Origin of the sequence: Chitinophaga pinensis (assembly GCF_007896845.1) — a bacterium.
In the GTDB taxonomy this organism is placed as follows: domain Bacteria; phylum Bacteroidota; class Bacteroidia; order Chitinophagales; family Chitinophagaceae; genus Chitinophaga; species Chitinophaga pinensis_C.
In genome coordinates this window covers 30,317-44,670 of the sequence record NZ_VOHS01000020.1, presented here as the reverse complement: position 1 = coordinate 44,670, position 14,354 = coordinate 30,317, and the positions used below count along the sequence as shown (strand labels likewise).

Below are 14,354 nucleotides of genomic sequence, written 5' to 3'. Positions count from 1 at the left end.
CAATAAAATATTCACCGCTTCTCAGTAAAGCTGCTACCTGTGCGGCCACGCTCTCAGACAATTCGGTACCGTTTGATGCATTAAAAACGGAGATGGGCACATCCGGCTCATCCCCTCTGTAAAGTAATCCTTTGCTGTTACTATCAGGACTATCCACCTTGATATAGTTAATAGCGCTGCCCTCTCCTTCGAATAGAAAGTATCAAATCCGGGTACGGGCAGGAAGAACTGGTTCATCGCGGCAATAAAGGGTTCAGATGAACGGAAATTGCGGTTCATACTATATACGTGCTGTACACTGCCCCTTGCCTTGAAATAGGTAAAGATATCCGCCTTACGCCAGGCATAGATACTCTGCTTAGGATCACCGATATAAAACAGGATGGTACTATCGCCAAAAGCCTTTTCAAAGATCTCATACTGCATTCTGTCAGTATCCTGAAATTCATCCACAAACACCGCCTTATATTTTTCGCGCAGCACTTCTTCCAGTCGCGGATTATTTCTATCCACCAACGCTTTGTGCAGATTGGTGATCATATCATCATAGCTCAGGAGGTTATTTCGCTTTTTAAAGCCTTTTACACCTGCCGCAATCTCTTCTATGGCAAAGCAGTACAAACGGCTGATCACCTGCTGTACAATCCCTTTACGTTCTTCGTCCACAACAGCTACCTGATCCATGTGTACAAGCATGTCAGGCAACAATGTGCTGATATATTTGGCGCTGCTTCTTTTGTCAGCTACCGTCTTTATAAACAATGCAGGATCATCTACGCAGGGCAGTAAAGCGGTTTTAGCATACCTGTTTCCTTCACACAGTCCTCTCAGTGTTTCCCGTTCATTGGTCACATACTCCAGCAACACTTTCTCAGCAGAGGCTTTCTTTTCATCTATGGTATCCAGCTGTTGCAACCACTCTTCCTGTTCTTTCAGTCTGATCACATATCTCTTACCGGGCTGATAAGCATAGTAACGTTTACCACCCATATGTTCATTCAACGCTACATTGATCCCCTGCATCATATCCGGTTCCCAGATCTTTTCCAGTAAACGGATGTGTAATGTGGTAACATATTTGCGCCAGAACTTCTGGACTTCTTCTGCTATCAGGGTTTTAGTATCCTGAATCATTTCCGCACCAAACAGCTGATCTGTTTCAAAGGCAAATTCATTGAGGGTCTTCTGACAGAAACTATGAATAGTTAATACGGCTGTTTCATCCAGAAAGAGTACGGCATCTCTCAATTGTTGCTGTACAGCTGCCAGTCCGTTACGTTCTACCGCTTCTTCTACCAGCCGAAAGATATTCTCGTCTCTGGTTTCCTGTCCCTGACTGATCTTATACGCCGTACGTACAAACAGACGGATACGTTCTTCCAGTTCAGCCACGGCTGCTTTGGTGAAAGTCACCATCAAGATTTCTTTAATAGAAAGTCCATTTTCCAGCACCAGTCTCAATACGAGAATAGCGATGGAATATGTTTTCCCTGTACCGGCACTGGCCTCTATCAGGTTGCTATCCTGAAGAGGTACGGTAGCCGCATTAAAATCCTGGTAGTTGATATGTTCGTTCATCTTGTCCTTGCCTGTATTAATTGTAATAACCCGGAATCATTTCTGCCAGCGGAACCAGCAGATGACTACAAATGACTTTATAAGTATCGAGAATGGTTTCATCTTTAAAGAAACCATTTTCATACTCCCGGGAGATATATGGATCGATGGTGATATCGTCTCCTTTATCCAATGCCTTATCCACTTTTTTACTGAATTTGCTAAAATCCAGTCCTGCCACATCAGCTGGTTTGATATCGAAGTCAGGATAAAACGGTGTGATCTTTTCAAAACCTTCCCTGAAAATCTTCACCAATGCAGTCAGTCTTCGCAAAGCTTCCTGTTGTGTCAGAGGAATTGCCTCAAAAGCTTCTCTTTTACTGGCACCGGAGATAAAGCACATGCCACGCAGTACACCGGCTGCACGTCCCGCCAGATATCTGATGTAGGCTTCCATCAGGTATTTATCCTCTCTTTTAGACCACGATACCTGTACCAGCTTTTCATCGAATACGCTGTTAATAGTTCCTTTTAATAACGTGCCCTCTATATCCAGATTTACCTGTACAGATTGTTCTTCTGCGCCATTGGTACAGGCCCTGAATTTCTCTCGTACGGGTTGTACCTCGGCTTCTATCTGCTGCAATGCGACATAAGCCATATTCTTCAGGGGCAGACGGCCCGTCTTCACTAAGCGGATCTTCATATTAGCGATGGCATTGGTATCCATCTGTAATAACTCGTTCTTCAGACTCCACTTCTGTAAACTATCAAGATGGAAGATCTCCGTTTCATTCAACAGTACCTGTTCATCATTATAGTAGATCCCCAGTACTTTGTTATAGTAAGCCTTGAAAGGATTTTTAAAGAACCGTACCAGTTCATCCAGATCAATCTCTTCAATGGGTTGTTGTTCCATCGCTTTATCAGCACGGGTGATAGTCCGTTCCGGTACAGAGGTATTCAGATAGCTGTATAACCGTTCATCTCCCTGTCCGTATTTCCTGCTAAAACCCTGTAAAGGTTGTCTGGTAACAAGCCTGTTCCTGACACCTTCCGGGTCTTCACAACCGGATTCTATATAATCCAGTAATTCATCCACCAATGCAGAGGGCGGCATACGGCTGTTATCTTTGGCGCTTTGCCCGACGTAACTGATATACAGGTATTGTCGTGCAGAGAGCACTGTTTCCAGAAACAGGTGTTTATCGTTATCCTTTACATTACGATCACCACGTTGTTTGTTTTTCTCCATCAGGTTAAAACCGATGGGCTGTTCCCGGCGGGGGAATTTATCATAATCCAGTCCCAGCATCGCCACTACTCTGAAAGGAATACTACGCATGGGGATCAGGGAGCAGAAGGTGATCCCTCCGTTTACAAATAAGCCGGTACGGGTAGTACCGGTCAATGTCTGCAGGAAGCTATGACTGAATACGTCAAAAGCTACTGTATCGCTCATATATTCATTCAGCAGGTTGTAATCTGACAACTGCTGCATGAGTGTATTATAATCTTCGTCTATTTCTTCTTCCGGTTCATAGACCATGTTATGCAGTATGCCTTCGATATACTCTACCCAGCCACTGATACTGCGTTCTTTTTTACGATCTTCAATGGCAGAGATCAGGACTTCTGCAAAATGACAGAAGCGGATCACTTCGAGGCTATCGCTGCCTTCCAGTATATCCAATGGGAAAAAGCTTTCTTCTCCCCTGCCATATTCCTGATCACCGCTCATACAGATACCATACATGATACGTCTGATCCCATATTTCCAGCTGACCAGATAGGTCTCATCTTCTTTCGCACCATGAATACCAAAACGGATATTCGCCTGATCAACCACCTGACGGATCAATGGTACATTGTTGATGGCAAATCGTTTACGGATATAGGAAGAATCGAGTAACTGCAGGACTTCCTCTGCTTTGAAATTTTCTTCATTCAATCGCAGGATGGCATGTAGTGCATTGAACAGATTATCACTATCCGCATAACTTTCATCCGCTATTGTATAACGGAACTTGTAAGGCGCGTTATTAAAGATCGCCTTGATATAAGGTGCATATACATCGATATCTCTCACCATGACAACGATATCACGTGGAGATAAGGTTTCTCTTTTTTTATCTACAAGATGTACAAGATAGTTGTACAGTACTTCTACCTCACGGGCAACAGTATAGCAGTTATTGATGGTAATCGAACCATCTTCCACATCTTCCGGGAAGATAGGATGTCGCTGATCATTGGCATTGAGAAAGATATCATGCTGTACTTTATTCAGGAGAGTATCTGGTTGTGGTTCTACCAGTCCTTCACTTTCGTAGGCATTGATAAAAGCATCATATTTGAAGAACAGGCCGAAGGTATCCTGCACAACTCTTCCCCACCCCATGAGCAAGGGATTACCGGCTACATCAGATTCATGAATAGGGCGGCCTTTCAGACGCCAGCGTGCCTGTTGTTTTTCACTCTTGTCATCAAACCAGTACAGTTCCGGAGAAGGGTTGATGATATGAAAATAGATATCAATGAAAGAAGACAGTTCATGGAGGATCTGTACGTGGTAGGCCGTGATGATGGAGAGGCCAAACAAGTGCACGGTATTCATCCGGTGTGCGAGCGTTTCCTGATGATCCGGATTCTTTAACATATCCAGTATGTGCTGTCCGATAATGGTTTTATCCGGCAGTGCATGACCAGATACTTTCTTGGCTTCCGTCCAGAGATATTGCTGCCAGTCTACCTTTGCAAAAGGATCTTCCGGAGGTGCGTTCCATTCATTGATCATCTCCGGACGATAGATCTGGTACTGATCAAAAAGGTCAGCCGTCCTTTCTGCCAGCGCCATTCTTTTCAGATCGCTATCTGGTTCTGTGGTATGATAATAGGTAGCAACGGCAGGATAGGTTTCCCGGAAGATATCTTCTCCCAGCAGTTTGTACAACAACCATGTAAGATTTCTGCCGGAAAGCATTTCCGAATATTGGCCATCCATCAGGAAATAGATCTGATGGATCAGATCATTCGGTTTGAGGAAACGACAATTGGCAGCAATACCGAGGTACTCTGCCAGCTGTAGCTTCAACCAGTTATTCATCCCTTCCGTCTGTGTGACGATAAGGTGTTGTTCAAACACCTGGCTGTTAGAAGCTTTCAATGTCTGTGCCAGTCCCATGGAGAGATTCTCCAGTGAATTGGACACTCTCAGATATAGTGCCATACGTGTTATTCAATTATCAGGGGCGATCATCTGCAAAACGCTGTCCGATGCCCGAAGCTCTTTCCACAAAGCGTGTTGCTGTCAGTAACAACACTTCCGCTGAGGATTGTATATATACTTTCTGTTTGGCTCTGGTCACACCGGTATAGAGCAACTCCCGTGTCAGAATAGGGACGTCTTTTGCGCGTGGCAGGATCACCATTACTTCTCTAAACTCAGATCCCTGACTCTTATGAATGGTCATAGCGAATACGGTTTCTGCTTCTGTCAGGTATCCCGGCAGGATGGCTTTCAGTTCACCATTACTGTCTTCAAACCATGCCATCAGCACACCCTGTTCATCCGTACGGATGATACCTGTATCTCCGTTAAACAGTCCGTGTTCATAGTAGTTGCGGGTCAATATCACAGGCCTGTTCTCGTAGAATTCAGCATTCACACGGATCAGGCGTTTATCATGCAGGATCTTTTCTATATTTCTGTTGATGGCATATAAGCCTTCCTCACCTTCTCTGATCGCACACAAGACACGCAGGTCGTTGAGCAGCTGCAGTGCTTTGCGGATATCTTTTTCCACAATAAAGGCACTGTAACCGGCTACAAATTGTGCGAACAATTCTTTGGAATACGTTTCATCTATTGCCACCTGTTCATCTGCTCCCGGAGCGAAGAAACCTTGTATGGCCATCTGATCATTGGCAATGATCGCCTTACTGAATTTACCAATTCCTTTGTCACCAGTAAAACGATGGCTACGGCGTAATTCAACGAGATGCTGAAACAAAGGATGCTGATCATTATCTCTGATCTGACTGGCCGGCAGTTTTCTTCTTTCATCCGGGATGAAGGAATTAATCAGAGCCAGCCGCTCTGCAGTGAACATATTCAGAGCATCCTGTGCCTGACAAAGATCACCGAACAAACTCCCTGCTTCTACAGATGCCAGCTGGTCCTTATCGCCCAGCAATATCAGTCGGGTACCATTACCGATGGCAGCCAGCAGCTTTGCAAACAGTGCCACGTCGATCATGGAACATTCGTCCACGATCACCACATCATAGTTCAGAGGATTCTCCGCATTATACACAAAGTAAGGACTATCTTTTCTGGACCGCAGTAAACGGTGAATGGTACCGGGGGCCAGACTACGGAACTGTGCGGTGATGGTATCATCCACAGGCAATTGCGTATTACGCAAACTTTCCGCCATACGGGCAGCTGCTTTACCGGTAGGTGCAGCCAGGGCAACCTTCAGGGAAGGATCCAGATAGTAAAGTATAGCAAGTATTTTAGCCACGGTAGTGGTCTTTCCGGTACCCGGACCACCTGTGATAATGGTAAAGTTATTCAGTACACCGGTGACAGCAGCACTGAGCTGCCAGTCAGCCGGATCAGCTGCATCGGCAACAAATGCCGGTCCGGCGGCAAACAGACTACTGATAAAAGCGCGGTTGGTCTCCAGCATCTTCAGTCTGTCGGCCAATAAAGCCTTTTCTGTAGCCAGAAACTGGCGAATACGTTGCAGGAAGATCGTTTCATACCGGAAATACCTTTGCAGGTACAACCGCTCCTGATACAACACAAAAGGCTGACTATCACTTCCTCCTTTGGCGACCAGTGGTATCTGCTGTAAGGCTCTGCTACCAGCAGGCAGATTTTCACAGAATGCCGGCAGGTCGCCAGCAGCCTCCACAGGTTTATTCAGGTGCAGGCAGATATGCCCTTCGCTGAGTTTCCGCGAAAGCAGGTACGCATAAGGCTTTAAAGCCGGTATCTGGAAATATTCTGCAAACTGTTGGTGAACGTCGTTGATTGTATGCATATCTCGTCAGCCTCCCCGACAGAGGCAATCTGTGAAATTACGATTTTGCGCGCTTGCATACAAAAAAGAGGCCCCCTGAATGGGAGCCTCTTACAAAACCGTCAGGCGGACAATATCTTATCGGGTGTGATCGGCAATTCCCGGATACGCTTTCCGGTAGCATGATACACCGCATTTGCCACAGCAGCGGAAAATCCTATGAGGGCAATTTCTCCCATCCCCTTAGATCCCATCGGATTACTATATGGGTCGGGTTTGTCAATAAAAATCGTTTCAATATGTGGCACGTCGGCACTTACCGGTACATGATAGTCACCCAGATTGTTATTCACAAAACGGCCAAAGCGGTGATCAATAACCGCTTCTTCTGTCAATGCCATACCGATACCACCGGTAACACCACCGATCATCTGACTGGCTGCTGTCTTCGGACTCACAATCCTGCCGGAATCAGCCACTGTCACCACCCGTTTTACGCGCACAACACCCGTATGCGGATGTACTCTCACTTCTGCAAAATGGATGGAGAAGGAATACATAGAGTATTTATCCTGCTCCGCACCTCCTTTGGATGATTTGGTAACTTCAAAAAAGGTCTTGTTCTGTGTAGCCAGCACCTGTTGCATGGTGGCTGTTTTACCTGTGACCGGTTTCACTGTCCCTTCTTCAAATGCGAGACCTGCTTCTGCCAGCAGTGCTTTCAGAGCGGTACAGGTATCAAATACAGCAGAACCTACAGAAGAAACAGTAGCCGAACCACCCTGACTGCCAGATGGTGGTAAAGACGCATCTCCCAGTTCAAAACGTATTTTATTGATAGATAAACCGGTTACTTCATGTGCAATCTGCACCATTGCGGTACTGGTACCCGGACCAATATCACTGGTCGCACTTTGTAAGATCAATGTACCATCCGCATTCAGCTGTGCACGGCAGGTTGATTCGCCACGATGCGCACCAAATACACCTGTACTCATACCATACCCTACCAGCCACTCTCCGTCTTTCATAGAACCGGGTGTACGATCACGTTTATTCCAGCCGATCTTCTCACTACCCAGCTGATAGGCTTCTTTCAGGTTATTACTGGAGAAGGGTTTATTCTTTTCCGGATCGGTTTCTGCGAAGTTCTTCACGCGAAAATCCAGCGGATCCATATTCACTTTGTAGGCCATTTCATCAATAGCCGATTCCAGAGCAAAAGCACCTGTCGCCTCACCGGGACCACGCATCCAGATAGGAACGCCTCTATCCAGTGGTACAATGCGATATTTCGTTGTTACATTCGGACAGGCATACATGAAACGTGTCATGGCTACGGTACCTTCTGTAAAGTCGTCGTAACTCGCCGTTTCAGCGGTAGCTTCATGATAGATGCCCTGTAACTGACCATCTTTGTCTGCGCCCATACTGATATGTTGAACGGTGTAGGGGCGATGTCCTACCAGTGAGAACATCTGCTGACGTGTCATCACCAGTTTAACCGGCTTTTTCAGCTGGCGTGCGGCAGCAGCTACGGCTACTTCCTGTGGCCATGTGCGCAATCCCATACCGAACCCTCCGCCGACAAATTCGGAATGTACCTGTACGTTCTTTTCCGGTATTTTAAAAGCACCTGCCAGAGTACGTTGTGTTGCTTTTACCCCTTGAGTTTTAGCATATACTTTCAGCTGATCTTCCCCTTCCCAGATAGCCAGTATACCCGCCAGTTCCATCGGATTGTGTACTTCTACAGGGATGGTATAATCAGCTGCAATGGTAACAGGAGCTGTTTTATACGCCTCTTTCTGCTCACCACGGGTATAATCCCCGAACCGGCCGGGCATGGCTGCTTTCTGTGTATTTTTCAGCAGGTCCGTCTGATGTTCCGTTTTATTGTAGCTGGCTGTTACCAGTGAAGCGGCATATTGTGCACGCTCCAGTGTATTCGCCACTACAAGCGCAATCGGCTGACCATTGAAGAGTATCTTATTACTGCCTAGCATGCGGTATTTTTCTCCACCGGAAGGCAGTTTTGCATTACTGTTTGGCTGATCTGCCCAACCCGGTATCGCCGGCATGTTCAGGTGTGTATATACGGCCAGTACACCAGGTGCACGTTCCGCATTTTTTGTATCGATCGTAGCGATTGTACCGCGGGTAATTGTACTGGTCACCATCACAGCATAAGTAAGACCCGGTACTTCGAACTCTGCGAAGTATTTCGCTTTACCGGTTACTTTGGCTCTTCCGTCTACCCTGTTCAGCGGTTCACTTTTTTTATCTGTTCCCATTATTCGGGTTTTAAGCGTTTAGATATTACCGTTTGCAGCGGCCAGTTTCAGTGCCTCCACGATTGTGTTGGGCGCCAGTGTGAGTTTAAATTCATTACTGCCCTGCGACTTTGCAGGTCCCATCACTATCCGGGCTGCCTCCTGAAAGTTGTCAACTGTAGCCTTCTTTCCTTTGAGGAAAGCTTCTGCTTCCTTCAGGCGCCATGGCTTATGAGCCACACCACCCATTGCCAGACGAACATCAGAGATGTTATTGTCTTTAAGAGATAATGCAGCGCCAACAGATACCAATGCAAATGCATAAGAAGCACGGTCACGTACTTTCAGATAATGTGCATGTCCCGCTACTTCATTAAAAGGGATATCCACAGCAGTGATCAGTTCTCCGCGTTGTAATGTGTTGTCCACTTCAGGCGTATCTCCCGGCAGGCGGTGAAAATCACCAAATGGAATAGTACGTTCTCCTTTAGGGCCACGCACTGTTACTACGGCATCCAGCGCAGTCAGTGCCACACACATATCACTGGGATGTACGGCAATACATTTATCGCTTGCACCAAAGATGGCATGCATACGGTTGAACCCTCCGATAGCACCGCAACCGGAACCTGGATTCCGTTTATTACAAGGCATAGCAGTATCGTAGAAATAATGACAACGGGTACGCTGCATCATATTACCACCCACAGTCGCCATGTTCCGCAGCTGGGGAGAAGCACCTGCCTTCAATGCAAGCGACAGCAACGGAAAATGTTTAATGACAAGCGGATGCTCCGCTACTGTTGTATTTTTAGCCAATGCACCAATATGCAGTCCTGTTTTTGTCGCTTCAATTTTTGTAAGCGGAAGACGATTGATATCTACCAGTCTCTCTGGTCCTGTAACACCACTCTTCATCAGATCGACAAGATTAGTACCACCGGCCAGAAATGTGGCTGATTTATCTTTAGAGACAGCGGCAATAGCTGCGTCACTGGAAGTGACCCTTACGTAGCTAAACTGTTTCATATCTTCTTCCCTCCCTGTTTTACATCCATGATTGCATCTACAATATTGGAATAAGCGCCACAACGACAGATATTTCCACTCATATATTCCCTGACTTCATCGGGTGTACCTGCATGTCCTTCTCTGATACAGCAAATGGCTGACATAATTTGTCCGGGGGTACAGTAGCCACACTGGAAGCCATCGTGCTCAAGGAATGCTTCCTGCATGGGATGCAGCTCATCTCCATGTGCCAGCCCTTCGATGGTAGTCACCTCACGGCCTTCTGTTGTAAGTGCCAATGTCAGACAGGCATTCACCCGTTCTCCATCTATGTGTACAGTACAGGCGCCACACTGTCCGTGGTCACAACCTTTCTTTGTCCCTGTCAGCTGCAGTCGCTCACGCAACAGATCCAGCAGGGTCACCCGTGGTTCTATCCTGACGCTTTGTTTTACACCATTGATGACTACATTCAGAGGCATTGTCTCAATAGCAGCCGCGATCTTTTCATCAAGACCGCTTTCAGCAGCTTTGAGCACAGTCTCCGGCGCAAGCGCCAGCGCTGTCATCAAAGAGGTTTGTTTAAGGAAAGAGCGCCGGGAAGTACCGTTTTGCTCTTCATTCCTGAGTTGGTCGTCCATAATCTTGCTTCGTTATCAGTTTGACAGTATTTTCTTATTCCTTATCTGTGTAATAGTTCATGTAGGGCTATTCTGTATCTCCTGTACCAGACATTGTTTCAACATAGTCAATTTATCAGATACCGGCACCTGTGAATATGACGAATGGCAGATGCTATCATAAGGTTAAAAACTTTTCAGATGCCGGTTATATACAAATTACTGAATAGTATGCATTAACACACAAAATCGTTATGTTTGCAAACACATAACGTAATTGACGTACGTAAAGTGATTTGACAAAGAATAGATTGCCGCTAAAACTATACCGGATCTTTCATACTTTGCTTACTATTTTCCTGAATAGTACTACTGACTGTTTTCACATTTTTTGTTACCATTGCGCTCTATGAAGATTTCTCACTATATATTCCTTGGATTCGTGTCAGTATTGATACTGTTCTCCATTACGACATTTGTGAACTTCAGTCTGTCCAATGCTGTGACAGAAAACAATGCCTATTTCACCCGTTCCACTAATCTGGTACGTAACAGCAGTCGTTTTCAACGGAATGTGCTGACGATGGTCAATGGTCTCAGAGGTTATCTGCTCACCGGTGAAAAGTCTTTTGTTGAAGCATATGATACGGCTAACATTGAAAATGAGCTTATTCTGAAAGAGCTCTCGTCTATGCTCACAGATACACTACAGATCGACATGCTGCGCCAGATCAAGGAGTTGAATGATCAGTGGACAGAAGAGTATACAGATCCTTTGAAACAGGCGAAAATGTCTGCTTCAATCAGTCGTCAGCATCTGGACACATTCAACATGATCTACAAGGAAAAATTTGTTTCCGGGCATGAGCAGGCGATTCAGGCAGCATTGCAGGATAAATTCAAAACATTCTCAGCATATGAATATGCCCGTCGGGATGATCGCAAAGAAGAACTGGCAGCTTCTGTTATCAATACAAACATTCTATCGTTATTGCTGACATCCGCTTCTATCGTACTGGGCCTTTTCATTATCATCTATGTAACCATGAAGATATCCCGGCGTATCAAAGTCATGACAGATATGGCCAACAACATTGCCGGGGGCAATTATGATGTCACCATCAAAGATACAGGCAGGGATGAACTGAGCTCATTAGGTGACGCACTCAATCACATGACAGAAGAATTAGCAAGGAATATTACCCTCTTAAAGCGATCTAATGAAGAGCTGGACCAGTTTGCACACATTGTATCACATGACCTCAAAGCCCCGCTGAGAGGTATTAGTAATGTAGTCTCATGGATAGAGGAAGATCATAAAGATGAACTATCTCTGAAAGTAAGCGAATACATGGAGCTGATAAAGGGCCGTGTAATAAGGGCAGAGAACCTGATTGAAGGCTTGCTGTCCTATGCAAAAGCAGACAAAGAAGAGATCGAAAAAGAAGAAATAGCCCTCACTTCATTGGTGAAAGAAGTAATAGATACATTACCCGATATGCACCTTGTAAGGGTTGAAATCGCTGATCTTCCCATTATTCACGGAGAAAAATTGTGGTTGTTTCAAATTTTTTCAAATCTTATCGGGAATGCGGTCAAACACAATGAAAAGCCCGGCCCTGCTGTAAAAATCTACTTTAAAGAACAGCCTGATCACTATGAATTTTTCATCGAAGACAATGGAAATGGCATCGAAAAGCACTATCAACGGAGGATTTTTACTATTTTTCAGACTTTAAAGGACAGGGATAGTTTCGAAAGCACAGGTGTTGGATTGGCAATTGTCAAAAAAATTATAGAGACCAAGAAGCAGCATATCAATGTGGTCTCCGCACCGGGCAAGGGTTCTGTCTTTTCATTCACCTGGTCAAAAGATTAAAATGCAACCGATTAATATTTTACTGGTAGAAGATGATAAGCTGGATGTGATAGATATTAAGCGTTCACTTGATAAATTGAATATTTTCTATAAACTGACAAATGCAAGAAATGGCGAAGAGGCCATTACACTGCTGGATGAGCAGATCAATGCAGGCAATGACGCCTTACCTGATGTTATGCTTATTGACATCAATATGCCCAAGGTAAATGGTTTTGAAGTGCTGGAATACATGCACCAGAAAGAAGAATTTAAACAGATCAAACGTTTTGTACTGACTACTTCCGGTGACAGAACAGACAAGACTACTGCTGAGAAGCTGGGTGTATCCGGGTATATCATCAAGCCACTGAAACTCAACAGTCCGTCCGCAATGGATGCGTTCAATCTGATGATAGACCTGCTCAATTTCAAAAAGAATTGATCTTTACTTTTTTACTCCGGCGTAGACATAGCTTTCACCCTTTGTTTCTGCTCCGGAGACCCTTCTTTGTTTAAGTACCGGTATCGCTTTCTTTTGACCGGTCAGGATCTCCTGTGGAATATATAAATGGCTCTTTGCTCTTGTAATAGCCACATAGAGCAGATTGATCTCTTCTGACAACTTCGACATATTAACTTTATCGATGTTCTCTGCCTGCTTCACTACCTTGTCATGGGTGATGTAATCATTGGTGAGTGTAACCTCATCATATTCCATTCCTTTGCAGCGATGTACCGTAGAAAAGATCATATCAGCCTGCTCCTTATCATCATGATCGAGGTGACAGTCCTTTAGTTTTTTGATATAACCGGGAATCTTTGCACCATATTTCTTCACCACATCTACCAGCATACTCAGCTGCGTTTCACCGGTTGTTTTGATATACTCTTCCAGATCTTCCATACTATCCATTGTAGCAATCGTCTTATCACGTATACGGCCTACATCGCCGGTATAAAGATTCAGGATATCATAGATGGAAGCGCCATCATTGGCATAGGTATAGTTTTCGATCCTGCCTTCAAAATAGATCGTTTTGATCTCTTTCTTTTCAATTAACAGTTCGATTGCTTTAACCAATAAGCCCGCATTCGTTCTGGCTACAACCGCCCGGGTATTGGCTTTACGAGACTTACCAAAACCGATGACCTTAACTGTCAGAGGATTACTATACAGCTTCTTCCACTGAATGACATATGATGCCAGATCCGCAATATCCTGATCAAAGCGAAAACTGGTACTGAGTGTATATAGGGGGTAATTGAGTTTATCGAGTGAATTCACGGCATAACGCCAGCCGTAGATCTGCTGGTGACTATCACCTACCAGCACTTTCGTGCCTTCCTGTGAACGAAATACGTCCAGCATAGCGCCGGAAGCATCCTGTCCTTCATCAAACAGGATTACATCATAGTTGAGTATAGGTCTGGCCAGTTGAAATTTCTTCAGATAGAAATCATGTGTGATAGGAATCTCCCCCTTATTCATTTTGTCAAGGAAAAGCCGGGTCTGATACTGAATATCTTTTTTGTATTTGGTAGCAAACGCTATCGCCTCCCTGTCAGTAAGCGTATCTTCATAATCGAGATCCTGCACCTTTGCGGGTGCGCTGTTGCAGAAATAAGAAAGATAGGCATTGATATGTGTAGCGAGAATGGACTCTGTATGTTTGCCCTTGAGACCACGCAGATTGAGGATATCCACGATCTCATTCAGCTTATAGCCCTCTCCTTTGATGGTATATTTTGACCCTCTGACAATAAAGTAATGCGCCAGTGAGTGCGCCGTTTCTACCCGCACGTTTGCGAGGTTCACTGCTGCAAATTTCCGCTCTGCTTCCTGTTTAACGGTCTTGTTGAATGCCAGATAAAGGATACTTTTATCCGGTCTTGCTTTCGCATATTCAATAAGGGTAGTGGTCTTACCGGCGCCGGCAACGGCGATGATCCTGATATCTCCTTTACTTTTGATAATGGCAGCCTGCTCCTGGGTCAAATTCAT

Annotated in this window: 9 protein-coding genes; 2 read left to right on the top strand and 7 right to left on the bottom strand. The window is 45.1% G+C overall.

Annotated features, from left to right (window positions below):
- Window positions 1-33: 33 nt before the first annotated feature.
- From FEF09_RS18985 to FEF09_RS18960, 6 genes are all read right to left on the bottom strand, one after another.
- Window positions 34-1,578, bottom strand: coding sequence for a UvrD-helicase domain-containing protein (locus FEF09_RS18985; protein ID WP_146306582.1), 1,545 nt, complete (start codon window positions 1,576-1,578; stop codon window positions 34-36).
- 16 nt (window positions 1,579-1,594) lie between these two features.
- Window positions 1,595-4,786 carry an exodeoxyribonuclease V subunit gamma gene (gene recC / locus FEF09_RS18980; protein WP_146306581.1) on the bottom strand — a complete coding sequence of 1,064 codons (3,192 nt, stop codon included), beginning with the start codon at window positions 4,784-4,786 and terminating at the stop codon, window positions 1,595-1,597.
- Window positions 4,787-4,802: 16 nt separating this feature from the next.
- Window positions 4,803-6,608, bottom strand: a complete 1,806-nt coding sequence (gene recD / locus FEF09_RS18975) for an exodeoxyribonuclease V subunit alpha (protein WP_146306580.1) — start codon at window positions 6,606-6,608, stop codon at window positions 4,803-4,805.
- A gap of 101 nt (window positions 6,609-6,709) precedes the next feature.
- Window positions 6,710-8,881 (bottom strand): xanthine dehydrogenase family protein molybdopterin-binding subunit, encoded by a 2,172-nt coding sequence (locus FEF09_RS18970; protein ID WP_146306579.1) that lies wholly within the window; start codon window positions 8,879-8,881, stop codon window positions 6,710-6,712.
- An 18-nt stretch (window positions 8,882-8,899) separates the two neighbouring features.
- Window positions 8,900-9,889, bottom strand: coding sequence for an FAD binding domain-containing protein (locus tag FEF09_RS18965; RefSeq protein WP_146306578.1), 990 nt, complete (start codon window positions 9,887-9,889; stop codon window positions 8,900-8,902).
- The gene (locus tag FEF09_RS18960; protein WP_146306577.1) at window positions 9,886-10,512 is read right to left on the bottom strand and encodes a (2Fe-2S)-binding protein; all 627 of its coding nucleotides are present in this window, start codon (window positions 10,510-10,512) and stop codon (window positions 9,886-9,888) included. The genes FEF09_RS18965 and FEF09_RS18960 overlap by 4 nt, the downstream gene beginning before the upstream one ends.
- A 388-nt stretch (window positions 10,513-10,900) precedes the next feature.
- Between FEF09_RS18960 and FEF09_RS18955 the strand changes: the two genes are divergently transcribed.
- Both FEF09_RS18955 and FEF09_RS18950 read left to right on the top strand, forming a co-directional pair.
- The gene (locus FEF09_RS18955) at window positions 10,901-12,370 is read left to right on the top strand and encodes an ATP-binding protein (RefSeq protein WP_146306576.1); all 1,470 of its coding nucleotides are present in this window, start codon (window positions 10,901-10,903) and stop codon (window positions 12,368-12,370) included.
- 1 nt (window position 12,371) lies between these two features.
- On the top strand, window positions 12,372-12,794 hold the full coding sequence (locus FEF09_RS18950) for a response regulator (protein WP_146306575.1): 423 nt from the start codon (window positions 12,372-12,374) through the stop codon (window positions 12,792-12,794).
- Between the two features lie 3 nt (window positions 12,795-12,797).
- On the opposite strand, the gene FEF09_RS18945 is transcribed toward FEF09_RS18950, so the two are convergent.
- Window positions 12,798-14,354 carry a UvrD-helicase domain-containing protein gene (locus FEF09_RS18945; RefSeq protein WP_146306574.1) on the bottom strand — a complete coding sequence of 519 codons (1,557 nt, stop codon included), beginning with the start codon at window positions 14,352-14,354 and terminating at the stop codon, window positions 12,798-12,800.